The organism is Mesorhizobium sp. B2-4-13, assembly GCF_006658535.1.
GTDB lineage: Bacteria > Pseudomonadota > Alphaproteobacteria > Rhizobiales > Rhizobiaceae > Mesorhizobium > Mesorhizobium australicum.
Map to the genome: position 1 here is coordinate 1 of NZ_VFVB01000019.1, position 22,790 is coordinate 22,790.

The following is a 22,790-nucleotide window of genomic DNA, read 5'->3' on the forward strand; positions in this document are numbered from 1 at the left end:
CTACCTCAAAGCCACGGTGACACGGGCGCGCGACCTCATCACGGCCGGCGTAACCCTGCATTCCCCGGCCGCGCTCCGCCGCGTGCTGGATCTGCCGTCCGATCTTGACGAGCTGACCGCTGCCGAGCGGCGCGCCGTGCAGCGCTTCCTGTCGTGGGCCAAGGCCCACGACGCGCATGCCGGATATGTTGCCAGCCATCGCCGCGCATGGTGGGCCGTCCAGTTGCGCGACCCGGCCCCGATCCTCTGCACCTACATGGCTCGCAGCGCGCCGACATTCGTACGCAATGCGGCAGACGCCCGCCATTTGAACATCGCCCATGGGCTTTATCCGCGCGAAATACTAACCGAGGCACAGTTGAAAGCCATCTTGGGCTATCTCCGTACCGCCATCACGACCGACGGCGGGCGGATTTATGCTGGGGGATTGGTCAAGTTTGAGCCGCGTGAACTTGAGCGGCTGCGTATTCCAGCGTTAGATAAAATCCATGAATATGCCGATTCGCTGGACAAGCGCTCAACTGCTAGCCGACGCAACCGTGGCGAAAGGTCAATTCCGCGTTGAGCGGATTGCGGAGCCGCTCGATCTCTACAATCAGTTCTTCACGACCTTCGCGGCTATATTCCGTGACACTATTCAGAGACTACCGGCATTAAGCGGAGATCCGGTTGACGCTGGCGAAATCGCCGCCTTGGTCACGGGAAGGAACCAGCGCAAGGCGTTTCGGTATCTCACGGCCCCGCCAATCTCGGAAGATGACCTCAAGGCAGTCGCCGACACGACGCTTGCTCCCAAGGTGCTAAAAACCGACGCCGCAGGCGCCAAGCGCGTGCGGGATACGATTCTAGGCATCATTGATCCGCACCGGTTCCCGTGGATGGTGCCGCCCGGGCGTCTCCCCACCATCGAGGAGACTGAACGGGCAGTCATAGCGTCAGCAGCCCTGGCAGCCGCCCGCGAGGTAGAAACTCAGCGTCGCACTACTTCCAAGGAAACCCAGGAAGCAGCTGTAAAGGCCACCCTTACCGCCTTCGGCATGTCGGAAGTCCCTCGACGAGATATTCCGATATTGACTGCCGCGCCGGCTCCCGGCGAATTTTGCGGCGAGAGTCGCATTGCTGGGACCCGCGCCGACGTGGTGGCCCGTTTGCACAGCGGCCGCGTCATGGCGATTGAGTGCAAAGTGTCAAATTCCAGCGTTAACTCTTACAAACGCGTGGTGCACGACACTGGCGGCAAGGCCGCGCATTGGTATCAGCAGCTCGGCCAGGCGCAGGTTATTCCTTGCGCGGTGTTGAGCGGCGTTTTTTTGCCAGCAAACCTCTTGCAGGTGCAGAACCAAGGGGGCGTCTACCTTTTTTGGCAGCACCGCCTAAACGACCTTGCGGACTTCCTGGGCCAGCCAGGGGCTTAAGTTAGCGCCGAAAAGGTCACACCGCCGGCGACGATCGGCGCCGGCTGAATTGCCGGGAGACCGAGAGCGCCGCAAACTGCCGGCATGTTCACCCTTTCCGCAGAACTTAAAGCCAAGGGCGCCCTCGCCGAGGCCGCCTTTGCAGCTTGGCTGGACAGCTCCGGCGTAGCCTATATGTACGTCGAGCAGTCGCCCTTTACCGTTCCCGCCGGCCTCAAGGGCCGCATCAAGCGCCCGGATTACCTGGTGGGCCTGCCTCACATTGGCTTGCTTGCCTTCGACGTGAAGGCCAAGAGCGTTTACCGTGGCAAACTGGTGTTCGAGCTGGCCGAAGTCGAAAGGCTGGCCTGTTTCGCCCGCATGTTCCACCTCACCCTCTATTTCGTGTGCGTCGACGGCGACGACGCCGAGCTGCACCGCTGGGTGCCGTTGGCCGAGCTGGCGCGCCGGCCGGTGGAGGTGCGCAACCGGCGCCGCGTCGTCACCTATCCGGCCGCCGAGGCGCACCAAGCCAGGCTCGCCCTGCCCTTCCTTGACGTGCTGTTCCAGGTCACGGAATCGGCCATGTCGGCTTAGCTCTCCCCTGTAGCATCAGCCTTCAACTCGTTGGCCTTGACCCGTGGCAGCGGGCCGATGGTTTCACCCGCCGTCATGCGTCGCGCACCCCTCTTGTGGTGTTATCTCCTACCCCCTCCCCTGCCGCCCTGGCGGCGGTTTGCCGTTGGTGGCCGTGGCTCCCTTTGGCGTCGCGCTCATGCAGCCGGTTGTCGGTGGCTGTTGTGCCTGGTGCTGCCGGTATCAATCGGCATGCCCGCTCCAATTCGCTGCGCTCCCGAGTGGCCGTTGACACCGGCCCGGCCGTTCCGGCCGTCAGAACCCGTCCCACTGGCGTCCCCGAACCGGACGCGATGGTCGCGCCGGCGAAACCAAAGGGAGAGATCCACATGACCACCGAAAACAAAAACCGCCCCAGCCACGGCGTCTACATCGTCGAGGGCGAAGGCGACAACGCCTACTGGACCAAGGTTGGTGCAGCCTGGCCGCACAAAGACGGCGACGGCTTTAACATCCAACTCACCGCCCTGCCGATCGACGGCCGCGTGAGCATCCGCAAGCTGAAGCCACAGCAGAGCAGCCAGCAAGAAGGCCGGGCGCGATGAGCGCCCCCCTTCGTCTCCAGGGCCACAGGGCCGTGCATTGCGACTGCATCGAGGCCATGCAGCGCCTGCCGGCAGGATCGGTGGATTTCATCCTGACCGACCCGCCCTACCTGGTCAGCTACCGCGACCGGCACGGCCGCACTGTCGCCAATGACGACAACGCCGACTGGCTTGCGCCGGCGTTCGCGCAGATGCACCGCGTCCTGAAGGACGGCGGCTATTGCGTCAGCTTCTACGGCTGGAATCAGGTCGACCGCTTCATGGCGGCCTGGCGTGGCGCAGGTTTCCACATCGTCGGGCACCTGGTCTTTACCAAGCCCTACGCCTCATCCCGCCGGCACCTCGCCCATCACCACGAGCAGGCCTACCTGCTGGCCAAGGGCCGCCCGCCCTGCCCGCGCCGGCCCCTGCCCGACGTGCTGCCATGGGACTACACCGGCAACCGGCTCCATCCCACGCAAAAGCCTATCCGGCCCCTGCAAATGCTCATCGAAAGCCTCTCCCGGCCGGGCGACCTGGTGCTTGACGCGTTCTGCGGCTCCGGCTCCACGCTGGTGGCGGCGCAGGCCTCCGGCCGGCATTGCCTGGGCTTCGACCTCGATGCCCGCCACGCCTTCACAGCCGGAATGCGGCTCCATTCCTCAAATAGCGCATAGCGCATACGCTCTAGCGCATGCGACACGTCCACCCTGCGGCGGCTTTGCCGCCGTCCGGGGCGCTTTTGGCCCCGTTTGGCGCCTCAAACCGCCCCGCCTGTCGATGCCGCAAAATGACTGATAATCCCGGCCGTGGAATACGAGGTGCCGGTAGCGGCTGGGCACGAAAGGCCACTTCCGGCCTTTTGTGTTCCCAAGCCCCTGCCGGGCCGGCCTAGGCCTGTCAAGGGCGGCCCCCGGTCGCTTGCGAAGCCCTTGACTGGCCGTTGCCGGTCTGGCTCTTGCGCTATGCGCTATAACGTACGCGCTATGGCGTGTTGTACATTTCGGCACTTCCCGGTTGGCTGCCCCTCGCCCGGTTGCCGGCCGTCGTGGGCCGCACCTGCCGGCATCAACCGGCCGCCCGCTCCATTCGCTGCGCTCCCGTGTTGCCGATTGACCCCTGGCCCGGCCGTCCCGGCCGGCGGCACGCGGCCCCGTGTCCTGGCCGAACCGGCGCGAGATCGCGGCGGCAACACCAAGGAAGAACCGAACATGACCACACAGACCGCCGTCAGCTACGAAGTCTTTATCGCCCGCATGGGCCACTACCCGGACGGCTCGCAGGGCCTTATCGACGCGACCGAGCATCCTCTAACCGACCATTTCTGGTCAGTTTGGGTTATGGCGGCCAGTGGCGATGACATTGACGAAGTGGAAGACCACGACTTCCCGCTCGACGCCTACCAGCTGGCCAGCGCCAAGGCCTGCGAGCTGGTCAGGCGCTTCAACGCCGACTTTACCGAGTTGTGACGTATACGCTATGCGCTACGCGCTGTGGCGCGTAAGGCACAGCGCACGCGCTTTCGCGTATAGCTTATAGCGCATACCTTGTCGCGCGCGCGGGCTGGGGTATAGAGTGGCCCCATGAAAACAGTCACCTTCGTTACGCAGAAGGGCGGCAGCGGCAAAAGCTCGCTGGCCGCCAACCTGGCCGTCGCGGCCGAGCAGGCCGGGGAACGTGTTTTCCTGCTGGATCTCGACCGGCAGGGCACATTGGCCCGCTGGATTGACCGGCGCACGGCCGAGACGCCCGGCTTCGACACCATTGCCTCCGAATCCCAGCTCGACGCCGCCTTGGCGACGCTCGCCCAGCAGCATTTTACGGTGGCCATCCTCGACACGGCCGGCACCGACAGCCCGCTGGTGACGGCCGCCATCCGTGTGGCCGACCTGTGCCTCGTCCCGGCGCGGCCGACGCCGGCCGACCTCGAAGCGACCCAGCCGACCCTTTCCGCCATCCAGGCGACGCGCCGGCGGTTTGCCTTCGTCCTGTCGCAGGCGCCGGTGCGCAGCGGCCGCTTGGGCGAGGCGGCCGCAGGCCTGCGCATGCTCGGCGTGCTGGCCGAGCCGCCCATAGCCCAGCGCAACGACCACCAAGACGCCTTGGGGGCAGGGCAGGGGGTGACTGAGTTCAACCCCGGCGGCAAGGCCGCCGAGGAAATCCGCTCCCTGTGGGGCTGGATTGCTACCAAACTGAAACAGAAAGCCTAAGCCCATGACCAAGCGACCATCCCTTGCCGGATTCGCGCCCGCCGCCCAGGCGGTCCCGCCACAGCCAGACCAGGCGCCGGCGCAGTCCAACGTCCGCCAGCTGGTGACAACCGCCGCCGAGCCGGACAAGAAATACCACAAGCTCAATGTCTACCTGACCGAGCAGGAAGTCAGAACCATCAAGCTTATCGCGCTCGACAAGGGCAAGCGCTACAGCGACATCGCTGCACAGGCCATCAGGGAGTGGCTAGAGCGCAATGGCCATGCGCGATAGCGCATAGCGTACACGCTATGCGCCAAGAGCAGGGGCGTCGCCCCTTACCGGGGCAAGGCCACGGTTCCCGAGCCTCGCTTGCGCTGCGGCCGCCGTGGTGTTTCCTTGCCCCGCCCAACCCCACACTTCGCCAGTGGGGCAGGGGGGCTAGTCCCCATCTGCAATAAGGGGACAGAAGGCCGATTCCGGCCGAGCTGCCTATCGACGCGGCAAAAATCGCACAGGGGCTTGACCAAATTTGGGGCGTCTGCTCCGGTTTTTGGTGCGTTGATTCCCGTTGTGCGCTACCGTGGAAGGACAAAAGGACGTTTTATGGCCGATTCCACACCCCCGCCAAGCCGCAAGCAGCAAAAGAAGGCCAACCGCATCGCCATTGTCCAGGCGTCCAAGCGGCCGCTTTCCGAGGAGGAGCTGGCGCGCCTCGAACGCAAGACGCGCTCCTTGCAGAACCGGCGCGGCCGTAAACAACCCGCCATCATGCCGGCGAAACTCGCCCGCACGTCCGCCTTCGCGCCGCGTCGCAAGGGCCTCATCACCGACAGCAACTTTGTCCGCGTCTACGAGGTGCCAGGCTATTCCGTGGTCGAAGTGCGGGGCAGGGAGCTTGGGAGCCAGCACCGCGATGCCATCTATGCCCTATTCCGATTGCCACGCACCCGCGTGACCATCCCAAACCCCGCCTATCGGCCGGGGACGCTCATCGTGCCGACCACGACCTACTACGAGACACGCACCACCTGGCGCGAGATCCTCAAGACCATGGGGCGCACCGAACACGTCAACAACCTCTTGAGTATGCTGCATATTTTCCAAGAAATTCAGCAAGTCAGTTTGCTCATTCACCAAGGCCGCTCGATCGAGGAGCTGGAGAAAATCCGCAAGGCGAGGGCCAATTCCATGCTGGCCGACACGCGCGGCGTCGCTTCTCCGATGATTACAGAGCTGATGTGGGACGGCGCCCAGCTGGATAGCGGCATAACCGTGCGCTACGGCTCCACGGTGCTGGAAATGATCGAAAAGGCGCATCTGGTGAGCATCAACGCCGATGTGCAATTCCGGCTCAACTCCGACCACGCCAAGACCTTCTGGCCGTTCATCGACAGCCAGCCGAATTTTACCTACATCGACGAGATCCGGCTGGCGCAGCTCACCGGCCGGATAATTTGGGCCGAGGACACGACCAGCGCCGATCGCGCGCAGTTCCGCAAGGAATGCCGCGAGGCGTTCAACGACATGAAGCAGGCGGGCGGCCTGACCGACTGGCGCGAGGAAGTCACCGGCTTCGGCCGCAACAAGGGCCGGCGCTACCATTACACCCATGCCTCGCCGCGCCAGCTGGAAATGGACCTTATCGCCCAGGGGGCTCCAGATCTTCCGCAGGCCGGCCACGACCCCCAGGGGGTGCCGGGGCTTTCAGACCGCTAGGCCGGCTGTTTTCGCATAAGGCATTGATTTTTCGACGGAACCAACGCCCCAAAAAGCTAATACTTCGACCAGTCAGAAAGGGCGGAAATGCGCCGTTTATGGGAATCAACGCCCCAAATTGGCTGTTTACAGCCGCTTTTGATGCGTTTTCATGCCAAAGGTGATTCGGAAGTGACGCCCCAAAAATTCGTAACTCTCGCCCCAAAAGGCGGAAGTGACGCCCCAGATTTTGGGAAGTGACGCCCCAAAACTATATGCTAACAAACTGAATTTGAAACAGAATTTCACCTATATAGACCTTCTTTATAGATATATAAAAGACCTTTCTTAGAGACGCTGGCGACTTTTCACGCCGCCGACAAAAAGGATTGCGCCAAAGAAGGGCGCACCTTTTTGCGGCTAGGCCGGTGCGGAAGTGACGCCCCAAAAGAAGCCGGCAGCCCTGGTGCCCCCCATCCTGACCTCAGCTGAACAACGGCCGCTGGGGCAATGAAAGGGCAGGGGCAACCTTAGCGGGCTTTAAAACCACTTTCGGAGAGGACAAGGATTGGGGGTCAACTATCTCATGAACCCTGCCCAGAACGGGCGGAGGGAGCATTGAGCGCGTTCCGTGCAGTATATGTGAGGCGGTCAAGTGACCGCCTCCGGTTTGGGTGGCGCCTCACTGGACACAGACCAGGCGTGTCACGTCGCACGGCTTTCCGGTGCGCTGGTAGCACTCGGAAAGGGCCATGTCGTGGGCGTCGTCGGGCGTTGTCCCAAACTCCAAAGCGTAGCGGGATTGCGTTGAAGTCGGAATGACACGGGCAACTGCGGCGCACGTGTTGTGGAAAACCTTGGCTACCTCGCAGCGGGTTCCCGCACTGAAGTTGGCGCAAGTCGTCATGACGTCGGCACTTGCGTCCTGCGGCGTTGCGAAACCCCGTTCACTGAGGATGACTACGCCGTTTCCTGCCGTAGCGAACGCTCCATAAACGCCCCGCGCACCCGATGGCATTGGACGCACAACCGGCAATTCGTAAGCACTTTGATCGTCGGTGCCATTCGAGGTGAGGCTGGCCACCTTGCTCTGGAGGTCCTGGAGCTGCTTGTCGAGGTCGACACGGGCCATGTCCTGTTTGGCGATCTGTCCCTTGAGCTCTAGATTCATGTCCCGCAATTCGTCATTCCGGTGGATCATCTCGTCGCGATCGGCCGTCATCTTGGACAGCTGATCGGTCAGGGACGCTATCTGCGGCTGGGCGGCCGCCTGGTCTTGCAACTCGGCAAGCTTCGCCGAGAGCCGGGTGCGGTCGGCGTTAGCGGCATCGAGCTTCAGCAGCAAATCCCTTGTCTCGGAGGGAGTCCGGTTTGTGACTTGAGACAGCTGGCGCCTGAGATCGAGCATCGTGTTCCGCAGGTCATCCCTTTGTGAAACTAGGGTAGCCACCTTGGTGGTGAGATCTCCGACTTGCGCACGCAGCGCGTCGGAAATTATCGTGGCGCCTGGATCAGCCGAAGCGGAGAGGGCAGGTGACGAGCCGCTCGCAGACGGGGCCACTCGCGCCCTCGCGGCCTCTTGGGCAACCGCAAGACGGGACTCAAGGTCACTGATTCGTGCCTTCAATTCCTCCGAAGCGGGTGCAACGGTGGCAACAGCCATCCCGATACCTTCGGATGGCTTCACGGCGTCGCCCCGAGAGAACGGCCACACGACGATCATACCGAGAAAAAGCCCGCCGGCGGCCGCGCCGGCGAGAGACCACCAGTTTCGCGTTCCTACGGCCATACTGGCTGCAACTGGCGAAACCTCGGAGGCAGGGGGTATGGCAGGCCCGCTATCGACCACCAGGGCTTGCCCGATTTCACGCTCGAAATCGGGCATAGAAAGCGTCTCTTCAGGAGTGGAAAGGGCGACAGGCGCGGGGGATTGGATGGCCTCCGGCCAGACAGCCTCCTGGCGGAAGCCTAAAAACACGTCCTCGAAGACCAGCCGGGCACCAGGCTTGATCAACGCCACCGCGTCAGGCGCCAATGTGAACGACGCGGCCCCTTCAAGGGCTTTACCCTCGACAAGGGTTTTCCGCGTATGCGACCAGCCCGACGGTGTCAGGAAACTGCGCGTCTTGCGGTCATTGATGGAGAGCCTAACCGACTTGCTGGCAAGCACCTGGCCTTCGAGCCGGATCGCCGCACCGCCTAGGTCGCTGATTTCAATGTCGACTCCCATCAGCCACCCCACCGGTCATAAAGAGATTCAAACAGGCCGAATTCGTGGAAGTGCATGAGGCTTGCCAGCACCGGCCTACGATTACGCATGAGGATCAGCTGGACCCCAGCGGGCAGGGCGCGGATCTCGCTACCAAGGGCGACGGGATCTTTCTTGAACCGGACCTGTTCGGAAACCGTGGTCGAACTGTTGTCACCGGAGGAAGAGCTGTCGTTGTCGGCCCAGCTGGTGCCCGAGGATCCCCCTCCGCTGGAATCGCCATACGTCGTCGACCGGTTGTAGCCGCGGCTGGAGCTTGTCGAGAACGACGTGCCCTCTGTCGTCGAGGAGGTCTGATAGCGGTGGGCCCATTCCTCTGTATTGCCGAGCTGCTGTGAAAGGAATTCGCAAAGCTCGGGGTCGGTCATGCCGAAGTAGGTCGAGGCGCCCGCATTGGATACGAAGGTCGACCAGTTCTCCTTGTAGATCTCGCGGAGCTGGCCGATGCTTTGGGCGAACGTCCAGATCTGCACGCCGTAGCCCGCCAGATAAGCGATGCCCTGTTCGATTGGCGGCATGTAGCCCAATGACGGAAACTCATCGAGGAGGAACAGGACAGGGCAGGGGGGCTTTTCAAGCCAGCCGGCCTTGAGATGGACTTCGTCGGTCCAGTCGGAGGGACGGGTCAGTTCGACTGACGCGAGCCCGACAACCATGCGGAGCACGCTGCGGTACTCGCGCAGAAACTCCGGAGGAATGACAACGTAAAGCGTCGTCGGTGCGGGGTTGTCCTCGGGCGGCCGGCACATGGAGCGCTTCAGGTCAGAGAACTTGAAGTCACTGGCCGAGGTAATGCGCTGGAGTCGTGGCGAAAGCCAGATTGCCATGCCGGAGCGGCAGGTCGAGAGGATGCCCGCACGGACTTTCTGCTCATGCTCATAGAACTGCGTGACCATCGCCTCCAGAATTTCATCTAGCATTTCGACGGCATGAAGCCGGATCTCGCCTACGGACCGGTCTATCGGCGACTTGTCGTCGCTGGTCATGGCTGGGAAAAGCAGTTTGATGACGGTTCGCATCGTGCGGGACGGATCTCCCGGCAGGTGAGCCGTGGCGACGTAGAACAGGATCATCGTCAAGAGGCCGCGCGCCTCAATGTCCCAAAACTCCTCGCCAGGGCGGGAGGGGATCAGCATTTCGGCAAGAAGGCGCGTATCGTCAAACGTCAGCGAGGACGGACTGCCGTTCGCGTTAACGCGGATGAAATCCAGCGGATTGTACCGGTGGCTATCGTCGGCAAACGGCGCAAATTTGAGGACGCGCGCTCCCTCGTAGAATGTGGAACGATGCCGCTGTGTGAGGGCAAAATTCTCATTCTTAATGTCCATGACCAGGCAGCTGCCGGCGTAGAGCAGGAGATTGGTGACAATCTGCGCCGTACCTTTGCCGGCGCGCGTGGGGGCTATGGTAAGCAGGTGGCCATCATCGTTGTACTCGACGATGCCGCTTTCGGGCGAAGGCTCTGAGCCGGCCGAATTGGTGAGAACCCCGAGGAAAGGGCGCCGGCCACGAGGATAATCGGTGACCAAGGGATCACCGCTGTAGTTGATGTCGCGCCGGCCTTGAGTGGCCGTGACGAAGCAGGAAAGCCTTTGACTCGACCATGCCACTGGGCGATGCCAGACGGTCGACCAGTAGGATCGCCACAGCTCTACATGGTCTGCGGCGCGCGCGCTAACGAGCGAGCCGATCACGCCGATGTCTCCTTGGCCTTCGACGTGTCAGCAGGGGCGGTCGCCGGTTTGGCTGTGACCTCCCGGGAGGCGGTCTCTTCGGCTACGTTGTCGGGCAGCATGGTGCCGGGCATCTGCGGCCGCAAACCCCACAGAGTGCGCCAGGCGTTTCCACCGTGCTTGGCTTCGATCTCGACGCGCTTGATTTCAGATTCCAGGAATTTGCGTTCCTCCTCCTCCGCCTGCACCCGCTTCGCGTCATGGATCACGGCATGACGCATGCGGGCGATCGACATCCACAGCCAGTCCTCCCGGGAGCCACGCAGGCCGGCCAGCAGGTAGGTAAGCAACTCCTTCGGGTAGATGCTGAATGGGGTGCGATCGATCGACCAAGGCTCGAAGCCATAACGGAAGAAGGTGAGGGGACCATCTTTCGCAAAGGGGCTTCGCGTGATCACCACGGGCCGTTCGGCCTCGGGAATTGCAAGATAGGCTTCGACGATCGCGTCCGTATAGTCGGGCTGCATTTCCAACTGAATCGAAGCGGCTCCCCACCAACCGAAGTGGTCGAGGATGACGGGATAGCGTGGCCTCAGCTGCTCCTGGATTAGTGTCCGCAGATTGGCGTCCGTCATCGGGGGTAGCCGAGTCGGAAAATCGTCGAGTGTTGTTTCCGTCAGCACGCTGTGCGAACTGGCATTTCCGACTTCCCAAAAGAACAATCGCCGATTGAAATCCTCGTACCGCGTCGCCGGCGGGAGGTGTTCAGGAAATTCATGGATCTCGGGGCCGAACTCTATCGGATCCACCTCCTCGCCGAGCTTGGGGCGGATGTTGCCGTAGTTCGGAGGGAGCGGCGGGACCTCGACCTCGACGATTTCCGGCTCGATGATGATCGGCGCGGGTTGCGGCTCGGGTTCGGGTGGCTTCGGGAAGAAGCGCCGGTACAGATCTTTCAGGCTAATCCACTTGAACCGGACTGCCGTTGCCAAGAACGCGAATGCTCCGACGAGCATCCCAACCAAGAATGTCCCCACCTTACACCCCGTGTTTTCCCCACCGCATACCGGCACGTGGGCGCCCGTCCGTCAAGGCCAGGCGATGTTCGGGGTCGCGTTTTCACACCGAGGCGCTGCAGAAATCGCGGCGGCCCGGGCAGGGGTTGCGTTTCCTTGGAGGGCTGTTAATTTCCGTAGCTAGTGCGCACTTATGGGTTTGCAAGCAAACCCGGCCGGGGGACGCGTGGCGATCTACAGCTTGCACCACAGTTCGATTGGGAAATCGACGCAAGCACAGCCTTATACGGCGGGTGCACATGCCTCTTACATCACGCGGAAAAGCGCTCTCTCACAGACAGCGTCGGGGCGTTGCCCTGACGACAAGGACAGGGTCACTGCTTACCTCCGCCATCAGGAAGACAAGGTCAGGAAGAACGGGCGTGTCGCTGACAAGCTGATGCTGGCCCTGCCACGAGAACTGACTGCTGAGCAGCGCGTCGCGCTGGTCCGCGCCTTTGCAGAAGATGTAACGGCCGGGCGGGCTGTGTGGTTTGCCGCCTTCCACGAGAAGGGCAAGGACTCAGTCAATCCCCACTGCCACCTTATCGTCTGTGACCGAGACGTGAAGAGCGGCGTCAGGGTCTTCGGAACCTCTGAGAAGGGCAGTACCGAGCGCCTCCGTAGGTTGTGGGAACACCACGCCAATGCGGCCTTGGCGCAAGCCAATCGCAAGGAGCGGATCGACCGGCGGACACTTGAGGCGCAAGGCATCAGGCGGCGGCCGACTATCCATGTTGGGGTGAGATCGCGCCAGCTGGTGCGAGACAACAAGCGGCTCCAGTCGCGGCCGAGGATGATCCGCAACAATTGTCAGGCCCGAACTCGGCAGCGGCGGGTCGACTATCCCACGCTCGACCGGGGGAAGTTACGGCTAGAGGAGAACGTCGACATCCGGCACGCCAACTACCTGGATAGCCGCGTCGAGAGGCGCGAAGCGGAATATTGGGAAGCCATCGACCGCGATGCTTACAGGCGCGACATCATGGAGTTGAAAAGGCTGAACGCTGTATTGCAGTATAGCGAGGACGGGAGGGACATCACCGGATCGCGCGACGAGCGCGGACGAGGCGGGGGTCGCGAGCGCTAACTAGACGTCGTAGCCGGTAATGGACTTCATCCTGGTCGGGTCGATACGCTTTTGTTCCAGGGGCCGAACCCAACGATGCCCGGCGGGCAGGAAGAAACTGCATGAAAAGCGGCGAATATGAATACAAGTATAGTAAAAAAGTCCGCCAAAGTGATGAATATGTAAAGCCATGCCAAAATCGTGAATCGTGCCAGAGGGGCTGTCAACTAAAATGAGCAAAGATGAAAGAGAAATTATTAGGCAGAGATTAGTTAGTACGAAAGCCAGTTTGGCGGAGGCGCGGGCCGATATGGGGCGCGGACTTGAGAAGATCTACGACAATCCCCAGAGGGCGTTTGACGGCATTGCTGATTTCTATAAGAGCAAGGGCGAGGGCGCGCTAATGAAGAAGCTGGAGCAGGACCCGGCTTATTTCGGTGCGAAAAACGGCCATCTCGGCTCCTCGAGCTTTCTGACGTGGGGAGCGGGCGACAAGCGCGCGGTGGCCGCAGATGTAGCCAAGGGCCTTCCAGGCAAGGTAAAGGGCGTTGTTGACCTTGAACAAAAGGTCGAGAATCTGCGTAAGGCGCTTCATGGCGAGGAGATGGACTTCACTCCGGGGGGAGGCCGGGACAAGGGTGGGCCCAACAGGTAGCCGGTATCTGACTCGACCAGCGATCCGCTAGGTTTTTGGGCGCCAGCTCACCGCCATCACCCAAATTTCCGGTTCGTCCGGCCGGGGCTGGCGCTTCTGCCAGTCCACCGTAAACCCGGCATCCCTCAGCAAGGTGACGGTTTCTTTCGCCGTCGTCGTGTTGCGGAGGTCAAGGGGTGCGTCCGGGGCGACGGTCAACGTGTCGAAGCCCTTCGACGCCATTACGGTGATGGCCTGGCTCACCTGGTCAATGCCAAACAGCCGTGCTGCCGTGTCTTGCCGTGCCCGTTCGGCCAGCTCCCGCGTGCCGATCAATTTACTAGCCAGCGCCATTTTGCGAGAGTCGGTCATGGCTAGGCCGCCCGCTTCACGCCGGCCGCGTAGCGGCGGCCGAGGTAGGTGTCGGTCACATCGAGCCGGCCGTGGCCCAGCTCATGCGAGATTTCCAGCCGTGCGGCCCGATCGCGCGCCGCGTCGGCGCGGCTCATCTGGTCGACCGTCGGGCCGCCTTTTTTCGGGCAGGCCCAGCCGGTCAGCACCTTGTAGCGCCATTGGGCATAGGCGTGGCGGTGCTTGTGCGGATTCCGGCAACCGGCCCGCAGCGTCTTGTTTTCGTAATTCTTGACGGCCTGGATGTAATTGCGGCCGTCGCCGATCAGGCTCCCGTCGCCGCACTCTGCGCGCACCTCATCCAGCAACGCCCGTTGCTTCGGATGGGTCAGCGGGATCTCGCGGTAGCGACCACCCTTCGTCCAGCTCGCTTGCAGTATGAGGCGCGCGCCCCGGTCGGCCAGCACCGGCCGCATCTTCAAGGCTTCCTCGCGGCGTAGACCGAAGGCGGCTTGCAGTTTGAGCGCCAGCTCAACCTTGCGATCGCCAATCTTCGCTAACGTGCCGGCATCGAGCGCTTGCGCGCGATCGGCGCCGCCACGGGTGCGTTCTTCCAGCCCATAATGGGCATTGTCGGCCGGAATCATGCCGGCTTTGCCGGCCTTCTCAGCCCACCACCGCAGCCAGCCCAGGCGATTGCGTATGGTGGCGTCGACGATACCGCCCGCCTTCCAGCTCGCCACCAGCCTATCGACATGCTTGGGGGCGAGGTTCTTTGCCGCCTTCAACTTGAAGCCCAGGGCGTGCAGCTCGTCGGCAAGCTGTTGCAGGCCCCGAGCGCGGCACGCCTTGGTGGAAAATGACCCCTCCCCGCTGTGGCGGGTCAGGTTCATCAGGTCAAAGTGCAGCTCTTTCATCGTCGTTCTTTCGGTGAGTTTTAATGACCATGCGGCTCCCGCCAGGCGGGGCGGCCGATGGAGCCGTGAGGCTCCCGAGGGTCGGCATTTCGGTTAGCTAAACGTACTTTCCCGGTCCCATGTGTCTCCAATTCGTGTTCGAGGTTGCGCGGCCCGCAGGCCGCCTTGTCATTCGGCGCTGCGTCGAGTTTCCTCCGTGTTTGGTTGCCTCCGTGGGCTCATCCAGTGCCGTGCCCGTAGGGCCGTGCGATGCTTCGTTATTGTTGCTGTGCATTTAGGCGGGGGCCTCCCCTCGCCGCTGGGTTTGCTGCATGGTCTTGCCATGCTGTCGCGTTGTGTTTGCATTGTCAGGGTTCCTTTCTCAAATGTTGGGGGCGCTGTGGCCCAGATGTCGCTGTGTCGAATCCGACGAGTGCCCGCGTGGCACTCGCCAGGCACTTATGCCCGGCCGCGCGGCCCGTGGCTGACATGGCGACTGTTTGCGCCTAGCATTGGCGGTGAGCGCCGGTTTCCGTGAGGGCCAGCTGGGGTAGGTAGCCCTTGCGATGCCCTGTCACTACCTGCGCTGCGGTAGTGACAGGGCTGCGTTGCTGCCTTGGTGTGGCGATTTCAGCACCCCTGTAATCGCCGGCAGGCCCGCTTTTGGCGTTCCTGCCCGTGGCGTGCTTAGGGCCTTTGACCGCCCAGCCGCGCCAGCAGGGTCTGGCCGACCCCGCACCCTGGCATGGGCGCTAGCGCCCAGGGGGTTGCACCCCACACCCCGCCACGGCCGCTGGTGGCGGCCGTGAGGCAGGGATGGCTTCGCTACGGCGCTGTTTGATTGCGCGCTACGCAATCCCTGCCCAAACACCGGCTTCGCCGGCAACGGGCGCTTTCGCAGCTCAAAATTTTTGATTTCCCGCCCTTGACCCGTCGAACGCAACTACTAGGTTCGCGTTTAACGGGTCGATGCCTCTATAGGCATCAAGAGACGCTGGGCTAAATGCCCAAGCTGCCAGCCGGACTCAACCGACTGCCGCCGCCAATCCTACGCTCCGCGTAGGTGAGGTCGCGGCAATTCAATGCTGGGCCTCTTTCTCAGAGAAAGGAACCCAGATGTTCGTCTACGTTGTTGAATTGAACCGCTGCCGAGGGGACAATGTTCTCCTGGCAGCTCAGCGTTTCACCAGGCGCGGCATTAACGCTAGCGTTATCAGACAGCACAAAACGACATTGCGGCTTGAACGCCCTAAGGGCATGACGTGGCAGGCTTTTAAAGCGGAAGTCCGCCGCGAGCTTCAGCCCCGCCAGGGTTCGGCCTTGGTGCACAGCCACAGGAGTGGCAGAACCTACGTTTGCAGCAATTCTGGCAATCGTAGCGGCCGGTTTGACCGGATAAGCTAATTAGGCGGTTCGAATTGAATTCGCCGCTCTGTGGATGGGATTTGGGGGGATTTCTCCCCCCATAATCCTCAGTGATAGAACGCCAAAATGGTGTATATAAGCGGTAGTGCATAATAATTGTGTGTAATAATCGCAAAGATGTAGGCCGCCGCAATAACGATATAGGCTCTATTAACGGTAATTCTCATATGTATTTTTATTCCTCTGTGTTTTAAACAGCCTTGGTGACTGCGAAGTATTTAGACATCGACGCAGCCAGACTTGGCTAAAAATGACATTTTTTTTGAAAAAAATTGAAGCGAAGGATGGACGGCGGAAATTGCCGATTGATGACATGGGTCATCGCCAACGAATCATAAGAAGGGTAGATAAAACCTACCTTCCTCACCTATAGTATGACACGTTTATCTTGATTTGTCAAGATATTTCAGTAGGATAGGAGGCTAAGGGCGTTGCCCTCGCGTGGGCAAGGGGCGCGGTTCCCGAGGCTCGCCGGAAGGCGCGTTGCGCCAGATCCGACTGCGCCCGCCGCGCTGATCCCCTGCCCTTGCTACCCCACCCTCGCCGGGAGGCAAGTCCCCTGGGGGACTTTGCTAAAGGTATAGGCAAAGGCGCCGGCTCGCGGCGGCACCTCTAGAATTGGGGTACTTCCGCGTCTTTCCATAATTTTGCGAACTCCCGATGACGTTCGAGCAGGGGCAAAAGTGCTTTTGCAGAGATGCCTAGCCGCCGCAGAAATAGAAATGTCAGAAGAAGGATAAGCCTGCGGCTCGCCCAGTACATGCCACGCCCATCCAAAGCCGTTGCCTGAAGGGTTTCTGTAAAATGCGTGTAATAATTGCGGGTTTCGACAAGCTTACGCTGATAAGATTTAGGGAAAGCCGGAGGTGGACCGCCAAGGTCAATTGAAAGATCAGCGACGATTGATCGTAGCCGTTGAGCCAGGCTAGGCTCGTTTATGAACGCGTATGTTCCCTTTAATTTCTCACGCATGGCGACGGTCGCGGCTGCTGGGATTGCATCAACTAACGTCTTTACCAACGGAGCGAATGCATCTGCTGGCATCAGTTCGGCTTTGGTAGTGCGACGGTGAAAGACCTCGAGCGCCTGAATTGCTAGAAGAAAACGCACATTTACTGTCATGTCTTTCGCGCTGCTGATCGTGAAGAATAGGCCGATCGCCGGGTTGAAAATCTCGTACTGGTCAAACCAAAGCTGAAGCGCGGCGGGATTGGCTTCGAACAATTCGTTCGCGGAAATCAGTGGGGGTTCGTGCGATGGACGTTGGCCTGCGTGCTGGCGTGTCAGCTGCGCGTAAACACGTGCGAGACGAGGTCTGGGGTGCTCTTCGGTCAGGTCTTCTGCCGGCGCTGATAGTTCCAGGTGCGTTAAGGGCAAGAAATGGCCGGTACATAGCGACGCCAGGTCTTGAATTCGCGTCGCCTTGGCCATGAGCCATTTAAGAGAGCGTGCCGCTCTGGGAACGATAGCAAGGTTTCGGAACGCATTGATTTCAGAATGCGTTACAGATTTGTTTGACCGATATGCTGCGCCGATTGAGCTTAAGTCGAAATCTATATGAGACGCCAGGTTACTGCCGCGCGGCACGGACGCCGTGACCGTGACGCTATCATCAGCAAATTCAAACGAAAAAAGCCGACTTTCCAGCCACTCTTCCAGCTTTTCAAAACGAAAATAGCATTTTGTAAAAATCTCGTCGTCGGTTTCGCTATCAATGTGCACGCCGATGATGAGTAAACCCGTATCCCAGGTCTCGACGGCAAATCCAGGTGCGTTGATTTGTCGTTGTTTATTGATCGCTTTTATAAGCGTGACCGGCTTTCCGTTTCTAGTTATGCCAAAAATATTTGCCTGGTCGATACCGTCAACAAGAATTGAAAAAGGCGATGAGACCTCTTGTAGCGAGCCAAAAATTCTAAGAGTGGCGCCGTTAGAAGGCTCAAAAGTTAGGGTGCCAGCTTCCGGCTTATTTTCATTGCCCTTCAGCCACCACAATCCTTCTTCTGAAAAAGTGTCCTGAAGGCCATAAGGGATAGTCATTGGGCGTTCACCTTTGTGCTGGGGAAACCGATATGCATATAAACGTTTCCCAGCCATTTGGATTCACGAGTCAATGAATCGGCGTCTCGCTGAGTCGGTCATTTATGGCCTTTCAGAGCGCCGAACACGGGGGCCGAGGCCGCTTACGATACATCGCTGCGAGCGGCAGGCTGATAGCGACTGCAATGAACGCCAGCGTGCCAAAGAATACCATGACCATCCCCTCACCTTTGCCGGCGCCGTTCAATCGAACAGGTCCGGCTCCTCCTCTGCGGGCCAATCGTTGTCCTCGTTTTGGCCCTTAGAACGCCGGCGAACCTTGGCGGCAAAGACGTAATAAGGTATCTCGCCCGAGCCAAAGGCGGCCAACAGGTCCTTGTACAGCTCGAATTTCTCACGAGCTTCGGCCGCCACGTTCATCATATCGGTGGTGATGAACTTGAGGAGCCGGGCGTCCGGCTTACTGCCCAGGCGGATGTCATGGTAGCCAAGCATATCCTTGTGCCGCACGACGCTGACAATTTCTGTCGCAGTTTCCGGCATGAGCTGATTGTAGGTCTGGTGGATAAGCACCCCGGCCGTGTTGAGCAGCTTGAAAGTGACAAACGGGATGCGCCGGGCAATGAAGACCGGAACGCAGCCGAGGACGGTGGACTTCAACAGCAATTCCCTGATTTCCTCACGGTTCGGATACATCCACTCGCGCACATTTTTGCATTCGATGCCGAGAAATCCGGCGTCGGGGTGCAGGACCAGGAAGTCGAGCGAGCGATGACCTGGCAGGACGAGCGTGCCGATATGATTTGGGGGCTCGACTTTGGTGTAAGCCTTGCTGTCATCGTGCTTGTGGAGGTCTGGAAACCGCCCAAAAAACTCCAGATTCGGCACTTCGGAGAGTGCATGGAACGTCGCTATCTCGAGCGTCTGACCATAGCGGCCTGGTAGGTTGTTGGCCTGGAATTTCAGGAAAAGGTCGGCCAGCTCATCGAGGCGTTTCGTGACGACCGCCGCCGGGGTGTTGGCCAAGTGAAACCAGGTGTTGCCGGCCTTGTCAGTGGCCTGCACAAGGCCTTCCTGTATCAATTCGTTGCGCGCCGGCGTCAGGACGTGCGGGTCGATGCGCATTCCGAAGGGGCCGGCGTCGGAAATCTTTTGCTCAAGGGTCCGGGCGTTGGCGACGACCTGCTTTTGCAGGACGAGCATAATACGGCGTCGCGCGAGGTCGTGTCTGTCCTCTTGAGACCGCTCCGCCATCTCCCCTCTTATATATATTTAGCAGTATTTCCCCTGCCCCCGTCGTTTACGAGGGCGTGGCGCCCCCGGTCAAGGGCCGCGCTGCTCGAGGCGCCGTGGCGTCGAGGACGCGCTTTTCACGAGGCAATTGCAGGCCTCGCGTCCGTTGCCCGTTCACGATGCGGCCAGCGGCCCAATCGCGCTCGCGCGCGGTGCGCCCCAACGACATGGACGGCACAGCACGCCGAAACCAGATAGTGCCTTGGTCTTCGGGCTTGATGTTGAGTTTGCGCGCGTACTCCGGCTCCGCTCCCTTCAGCAGGTAGAACATGTCGCCGTTGAGGTTATAGACCGCCTGTTGGTGCATGGTGTCGTCTGGCTGGTCGCCGAGGACCTTTTTCATGCGCTTCTCGATGATGGCCTGGGCCTCTGCTTGCATGTGCTCAGGGATGCTCAGCAGCCAGTTGACGTGATGCTTGCCGCCTGGTGCCTCCCATATGGCGAGGTCGCAGATGCTGCCGTCGACAAGGTCCTGCTTGCGCTTGTAGTCCCACCAGGAACAGAAACGGCGGCGGATGTCGCGGAACTGGCGCGACGGTCGAAACTCTTCACCTTGTTCGGGCCAGCCGAAGTCGATGACGACCTGCCAGTTTATCGGCCGACCGACCCGCCAAGAATGGCGTGCAGCGCGGAGCAATTCACGGGTTTGACGTGCGCGGATGTGGCGGGAGGGGGCCGTCAGCATTCCCTGGCTCTTTCTGAAGGTTAGGTGCTCTTGTTACCAGTAAGACCGAATCATCCCCTGTTTCGGAACATATCAGGAACCCGCAACGGAAACAGGGGCCTGGCGAGTTATCCCCACCCTATTGTCCGGTGCAAAATTCAAGAATTATGTGCAATGCGCTTGCTGTAGCCCGAACAACGGGTTACCATGCACATAAATCATGAACACAACCCCCGCCCCCAAACGCCTCATCGGCTACGCCCGAGTCTCGACCGTCGGCCAGTCGCTCGAGGCGCAGCTCGAGCAGCTGACGGCCGCCGGCTGCAGCATCATTTTTCAGGAGAAGGCCAGCGGTGCGCGTGACGACCGCAAGGAGCTGGCGCGGATGATGAAGGGCCTGCAGCCCGGCGACCTGGTGATGGTGACGCGGACCGACCGCCTCGCCCGGTCGATTTTCCAGATGTTCCGCATCGTCAGCCACATCGTCGACGCCGGCGCCAACTTCCGCGACCTGTCACAGCCCCTTGCCGATACCACGACCAGCAGTGGCCGCATGTATCTCGCCATCCTGTCGGGTTTCGCCGAGGTCGAACGGGAGATGATCGCGACGCGCACGGCCGAGGGCCGCGCCCGGTCGAAGAAGCGCATGGGCCGCCGGCCGAAGCTCACGGCGGCACAGCGAGCCGAGGCGATGGACCGGAAGGCCAGCGGCGAACCCAACACCGCTATCGCCCGCTCTTTTAATGTCAGTCACATGACCATTTCGCGGTTGAGGGCTGATTAGCCATGCCACCCCACCGCCGTTGGCTCTATCCCATCGACTGGCAGGCGTGTCTCCGACCCATTGCCAGTCTCATTTCCGGCAAATGCGTGAGAAAAAATCCCCGAAGGCTTGGCGCACGTCCTGGCCCTCAGCGCCTCCATTAAGGTCCCTCCGAATCAAATCCGGACGGTCACCGGTGATTGGCGTACGGCAAGCCTTCCAGTGCTTATCCCCACGGGAATAATTTGAGCATTCGAATTCGGGGCCGAAACCGGTCAGGTTCCAAGACCCTAAGCCACCATCTTCTAGCTTAGGATTGCGCAGTTTATTGAAGTCAAAGACGGTAACAACTTTATTGGCCGCGTGGTCAGAGCCAGGGTCTTTTATATCTTCCACCGTCACATAGCGGCAGTTCATCCCTGAGATAGTGATTGTCGTGTCACCGCTTTTGACATGAAACACCAGCGGGTCTTGGCTCACATTGGTGAGACGGTTGCCTGTAAACGACTGGTCAGGCCCTTTATCGCGGTAATCGGCTCCGAGAAGAACGAAAGCCGCCAACAGCTCGCCTTCATTGCTTGCGGCAACGGCAGGCATGACAATTCCGCATGAGAAAACGGAAATTAACATGAATAGAAAATAGCGATGCATTGATGTTCCCCTTTGCCGTGGCCAAGTGCCAGGAGCGGAATTCTATGCAATCGGAAACTATTTGCTAGAGACCGCAATCAGGACTTTTCACGAAAGGCCCCTAGGCCTTTGGCTGCGGACGGCCACACTGCCCGTGCTACTGCACGGTTGTAGCCATCAGGATTTTAGCATGATATCGCCGCGCACCCCTTGACGAGCTGTCGACATGTCGACATCCTGCCGCCATGGCCAAATCACCAGAACAACGTTCCCATGTCCGCCGCATCGTCGGTTTCAGCTTGTCACCAAAGATGGCAGGAGACGTCAAGGCCGAGGCCGGCCGGCGCGGAATTTCCTTGAAAAAGCTATTTGAAGAGATATGGCAGCTCTACAACCAGCAACCGGATAATCAAAAGCCCCCACGATGATCCGCACCGAGCGTGCCCTTGTCGGATTGGCATTGGCGCTGATAGGCGGCCAGCGCAAGCTCACGTTGCAGGAGCGCAACCTAGCGGTCGGCGCGTCTGCCCCATCCGCGAAATCGATGGCCGTCACGCGCGGATTGATCCTCGCGGGACATGACCCTTTGGGCGAGGCGTTCTGCGAGCTACGAAGCCCTGATGTGCGCCGCCCGATGGGCGCGACTTACACGCCGCCGTCGATCGTCGACGCGATGGTGGGTTGGGCGGCCGGTGAACCGGCCGCCCCGGCCCGCATCGTCGACCCGGGCGCTGGGTCGGGCCGCTATCTGGCGGCCGCCGCGACGAGATTTCCCGAAGCGGCCTTGGTGGCGATCGAACTTGATCCCCTCGCCTGCCTGCTTTTGCGCGCCAATGCCCAGGTGCTGGGATTTGCCAACCGGCTGACCATTCAGCTCAAGGATTATCGTGCGGTGAAGCTCCCTCGCATCGAGGGGGCAACGCTCTACATCGGCAATCCGCCCTACGTCCGGCACCACGATATTACGGAGCAATGGAAAACCTGGTTCGCGCAAAATGCCGCTGCCCAGGGCTTCAAGGCCAGCAAACTGGCCGGCCTGCATATCCATTTCTTTTTGAAAACCCGCGAGCTGGCCCGCCCTGGCGACTTCGGCACGTTTATCACAGCCGCCGAATGGCTGGACGTGAACTATGGTTCAGTCCTGCGGGAAATGCTGGCTGACGGTTTGGGCGGTTCGGCGCTGCATGTCATCAACCCCGAGGCGCAGCCCTTCGCCGATGCCATGGCAACCGGCGCCATCACCTGCTTTCGTGTCGGCAACCGGCCGAATGAATTGACAGTGCGGACGGCCGACAGTCTGACCGACCTCGCTCCCCTCTCCGCCGGCCGTGGGGTCGACTGGGCCGAGCTGAGCCAAGCGCGCCGCTGGTCGGGGATTGTGCGCGGAGATCCTGCCCACGAGCCGGGGATGATTGAACTCGGAGAACTGTTTCGCGTGCATCGGGGCCAAGTGACCGGCAGTAACGGCACCTGGATTGAAAACCCCGCCATGGCAGGGGTGCCATCGCGCTACCTCAAAGCCACGGTGACACGGGCGCGCGACCTCATCACGGCCGGCGTAACCCTGCATTCCCCGGCCGCGCTCC

General features: G+C 60.7%; 22 protein-coding genes and 1 pseudogene. 14 read left to right on the top strand and 9 right to left on the bottom strand.

Features of this window, described 5'->3' with window-relative positions:
• From FJ936_RS30690 to FJ936_RS30065, 9 genes and pseudogenes are all read left to right on the top strand, one after another.
• Positions 1-565, top strand: a pseudogene (locus FJ936_RS30690) (hypothetical protein); the annotation flags it as partial.
• A complete protein-coding gene (locus FJ936_RS30030) occupies positions 489-1,415 on the top strand; it encodes a XamI family restriction endonuclease (protein WP_141907469.1) in 927 nt (308 codons plus the stop codon). The pseudogene FJ936_RS30690 and the gene FJ936_RS30030, both read left to right, overlap by 77 nt.
• Positions 1,416-1,499: 84 nt before the next feature.
• A complete protein-coding gene (locus FJ936_RS30035; RefSeq protein ID WP_141907470.1) occupies positions 1,500-1,991 on the top strand; it encodes a hypothetical protein in 492 nt (163 codons plus the stop codon).
• A 368-nt stretch (positions 1,992-2,359) separates the two neighbouring features.
• Positions 2,360-2,575 carry a hypothetical protein gene (locus FJ936_RS30040; RefSeq protein WP_141907471.1) on the top strand — a complete coding sequence of 72 codons (216 nt, stop codon included), beginning with the start codon at positions 2,360-2,362 and terminating at the stop codon, positions 2,573-2,575.
• Positions 2,572-3,231 carry a DNA methyltransferase gene (locus tag FJ936_RS30045; RefSeq protein WP_141907472.1) on the top strand — a complete coding sequence of 220 codons (660 nt, stop codon included), beginning with the start codon at positions 2,572-2,574 and terminating at the stop codon, positions 3,229-3,231. Before FJ936_RS30040 ends, FJ936_RS30045 begins: the two co-directional genes overlap by 4 nt.
• 534 nt (positions 3,232-3,765) lie before the next feature.
• A complete protein-coding gene (locus FJ936_RS30050) occupies positions 3,766-4,023 on the top strand; it encodes a hypothetical protein (RefSeq protein WP_141907473.1) in 258 nt (85 codons plus the stop codon).
• 114 nt (positions 4,024-4,137) lie between these two features.
• Positions 4,138-4,764 carry a ParA family protein gene (locus tag FJ936_RS30055; protein ID WP_141907474.1) on the top strand — a complete coding sequence of 209 codons (627 nt, stop codon included), beginning with the start codon at positions 4,138-4,140 and terminating at the stop codon, positions 4,762-4,764.
• Between the two features lie 4 nt (positions 4,765-4,768).
• The gene (locus tag FJ936_RS30060) at positions 4,769-5,038 is read left to right on the top strand and encodes a hypothetical protein (protein WP_141907475.1); all 270 of its coding nucleotides are present in this window, start codon (positions 4,769-4,771) and stop codon (positions 5,036-5,038) included.
• 312 nt (positions 5,039-5,350) lie between these two features.
• Positions 5,351-6,463 carry a hypothetical protein gene (locus FJ936_RS30065; protein WP_246680612.1) on the top strand — a complete coding sequence of 371 codons (1,113 nt, stop codon included), beginning with the start codon at positions 5,351-5,353 and terminating at the stop codon, positions 6,461-6,463.
• Positions 6,464-7,124: 661 nt separating this feature from the next.
• Here FJ936_RS30065 and FJ936_RS30070 read toward each other — a convergent pair.
• Genes FJ936_RS30070 through FJ936_RS30080 form a run of 3 tightly spaced genes read right to left on the bottom strand, consistent with a single transcriptional unit; the run spans position 7,125 to position 11,409 of the window.
• Entirely contained in the window at positions 7,125-8,672 is a 1,548-nt protein-coding gene (locus tag FJ936_RS30070) for a DUF4189 domain-containing protein (RefSeq protein ID WP_141907476.1), read from the bottom strand.
• Positions 8,672-10,405: a type IV secretory system conjugative DNA transfer family protein gene (locus tag FJ936_RS30075; protein ID WP_141907477.1), complete on the bottom strand. Its 1,734-nt coding sequence runs from the start codon at positions 10,403-10,405 to the stop codon at positions 8,672-8,674. Before FJ936_RS30075 ends, FJ936_RS30070 begins: the two co-directional genes overlap by 1 nt.
• Positions 10,402-11,409: a hypothetical protein gene (locus FJ936_RS30080; protein ID WP_141907478.1), complete on the bottom strand. Its 1,008-nt coding sequence runs from the start codon at positions 11,407-11,409 to the stop codon at positions 10,402-10,404. Before FJ936_RS30080 ends, FJ936_RS30075 begins: the two co-directional genes overlap by 4 nt.
• 217 nt (positions 11,410-11,626) lie before the next feature.
• Between FJ936_RS30080 and FJ936_RS30085 the strand changes: the two genes are divergently transcribed.
• Both FJ936_RS30085 and FJ936_RS30090 read left to right on the top strand, forming a co-directional pair.
• Complete coding sequence (locus tag FJ936_RS30085; RefSeq protein WP_181763212.1) at positions 11,627-12,529, top strand: MobA/MobL family protein; 903 nt, start codon at positions 11,627-11,629, stop codon at positions 12,527-12,529.
• 211 nt (positions 12,530-12,740) lie between these two features.
• Entirely contained in the window at positions 12,741-13,163 is a 423-nt protein-coding gene (locus tag FJ936_RS30090; protein ID WP_141907480.1) for a hypothetical protein, read from the top strand.
• A gap of 27 nt (positions 13,164-13,190) precedes the next feature.
• Here the strand turns inward: FJ936_RS30090 and FJ936_RS30095 are convergent, their stop codons facing one another.
• The 5 genes from FJ936_RS30095 to FJ936_RS30115 form a co-directional block, all read right to left on the bottom strand.
• Complete coding sequence (locus tag FJ936_RS30095) at positions 13,191-13,514, bottom strand: hypothetical protein (protein ID WP_141907481.1); 324 nt, start codon at positions 13,512-13,514, stop codon at positions 13,191-13,193.
• Between the two features lie 2 nt (positions 13,515-13,516).
• A complete protein-coding gene (locus FJ936_RS30100) occupies positions 13,517-14,410 on the bottom strand; it encodes a phage integrase N-terminal domain-containing protein (protein WP_141907482.1) in 894 nt (297 codons plus the stop codon).
• A 2,016-nt stretch (positions 14,411-16,426) separates the two neighbouring features.
• Positions 16,427-17,854, bottom strand: a complete 1,428-nt coding sequence (locus FJ936_RS30105; RefSeq protein ID WP_141907483.1) for a HEPN domain-containing protein — start codon at positions 17,852-17,854, stop codon at positions 16,427-16,429.
• A 243-nt stretch (positions 17,855-18,097) separates the two neighbouring features.
• The gene (locus FJ936_RS30110; protein ID WP_141907484.1) at positions 18,098-19,108 is read right to left on the bottom strand and encodes a hypothetical protein; all 1,011 of its coding nucleotides are present in this window, start codon (positions 19,106-19,108) and stop codon (positions 18,098-18,100) included.
• 46 nt (positions 19,109-19,154) lie between these two features.
• Positions 19,155-19,832, bottom strand: a complete 678-nt coding sequence (locus FJ936_RS30115; RefSeq protein WP_141907485.1) for a hypothetical protein — start codon at positions 19,830-19,832, stop codon at positions 19,155-19,157.
• Positions 19,833-20,031: 199 nt separating this feature from the next.
• Between FJ936_RS30115 and FJ936_RS30120 the strand changes: the two genes are divergently transcribed.
• A complete protein-coding gene (locus tag FJ936_RS30120) occupies positions 20,032-20,595 on the top strand; it encodes a recombinase family protein (protein WP_141907486.1) in 564 nt (187 codons plus the stop codon).
• 69 nt (positions 20,596-20,664) lie between these two features.
• Here FJ936_RS30120 and FJ936_RS30125 read toward each other — a convergent pair whose 3' ends face one another.
• Entirely contained in the window at positions 20,665-21,225 is a 561-nt protein-coding gene (locus FJ936_RS30125; protein WP_141907487.1) for a hypothetical protein, read from the bottom strand.
• A 224-nt stretch (positions 21,226-21,449) separates the two neighbouring features.
• Here FJ936_RS30125 and FJ936_RS30130 point away from each other — a divergent pair, with 224 nt between their 5' ends.
• Entirely contained in the window at positions 21,450-21,632 is a 183-nt protein-coding gene (locus FJ936_RS30130; RefSeq protein WP_141907488.1) for a hypothetical protein, read from the top strand.
• On the top strand, positions 21,629-22,790 hold a 1,162-nt coding region (locus tag FJ936_RS30135), incomplete at its 3' end, for a class I SAM-dependent methyltransferase (protein ID WP_141907489.1). The genes FJ936_RS30130 and FJ936_RS30135, both read left to right, overlap by 4 nt.

Excerpts from the sequence above, each read along its gene's own strand:
- FJ936_RS30105 (WP_141907483.1), bottom strand. The coding sequence starts at position 17,854 with ATGACTATCCCTTATGGCCTTCAGGACACTTTTTCAGAAGAAGGATTG.
- FJ936_RS30125 (WP_141907487.1), bottom strand. The coding sequence starts at position 21,225 with ATGCATCGCTATTTTCTATTCATGTTAATTTCCGTTTTCTCATGCGGA.
- FJ936_RS30090 (WP_141907480.1), top strand. The coding sequence starts at position 12,741 with ATGAGCAAAGATGAAAGAGAAATTATTAGGCAGAGATTAGTTAGTACG.
- FJ936_RS30070 (WP_141907476.1), bottom strand. The coding sequence starts at position 8,672 with ATGGGAGTCGACATTGAAATCAGCGACCTAGGCGGTGCGGCGATCCGG.
- FJ936_RS30060 (WP_141907475.1), top strand. The coding sequence starts at position 4,769 with ATGACCAAGCGACCATCCCTTGCCGGATTCGCGCCCGCCGCCCAGGCG.
- FJ936_RS30030 (WP_141907469.1), top strand. The coding sequence starts at position 489 with ATGAATATGCCGATTCGCTGGACAAGCGCTCAACTGCTAGCCGACGCA.
- FJ936_RS30035 (WP_141907470.1), top strand. The coding sequence starts at position 1,500 with ATGTTCACCCTTTCCGCAGAACTTAAAGCCAAGGGCGCCCTCGCCGAG.
- FJ936_RS30100 (WP_141907482.1), bottom strand. The coding sequence starts at position 14,410 with ATGAAAGAGCTGCACTTTGACCTGATGAACCTGACCCGCCACAGCGGG.
- FJ936_RS30065 (WP_246680612.1), top strand. The coding sequence starts at position 5,351 with ATGGCCGATTCCACACCCCCGCCAAGCCGCAAGCAGCAAAAGAAGGCC.
- FJ936_RS30120 (WP_141907486.1), top strand. The coding sequence starts at position 20,032 with ATGAACACAACCCCCGCCCCCAAACGCCTCATCGGCTACGCCCGAGTC.
- FJ936_RS30115 (WP_141907485.1), bottom strand. The coding sequence starts at position 19,832 with ATGCTGACGGCCCCCTCCCGCCACATCCGCGCACGTCAAACCCGTGAA.
- FJ936_RS30110 (WP_141907484.1), bottom strand. The coding sequence starts at position 19,108 with ATGGCGGAGCGGTCTCAAGAGGACAGACACGACCTCGCGCGACGCCGT.
- FJ936_RS30095 (WP_141907481.1), bottom strand. The coding sequence starts at position 13,514 with ATGACCGACTCTCGCAAAATGGCGCTGGCTAGTAAATTGATCGGCACG.
- FJ936_RS30045 (WP_141907472.1), top strand. The coding sequence starts at position 2,572 with ATGAGCGCCCCCCTTCGTCTCCAGGGCCACAGGGCCGTGCATTGCGAC.
- FJ936_RS30130 (WP_141907488.1), top strand. The coding sequence starts at position 21,450 with ATGGCCAAATCACCAGAACAACGTTCCCATGTCCGCCGCATCGTCGGT.
- FJ936_RS30050 (WP_141907473.1), top strand. The coding sequence starts at position 3,766 with ATGACCACACAGACCGCCGTCAGCTACGAAGTCTTTATCGCCCGCATG.
- FJ936_RS30040 (WP_141907471.1), top strand. The coding sequence starts at position 2,360 with ATGACCACCGAAAACAAAAACCGCCCCAGCCACGGCGTCTACATCGTC.
- FJ936_RS30055 (WP_141907474.1), top strand. The coding sequence starts at position 4,138 with ATGAAAACAGTCACCTTCGTTACGCAGAAGGGCGGCAGCGGCAAAAGC.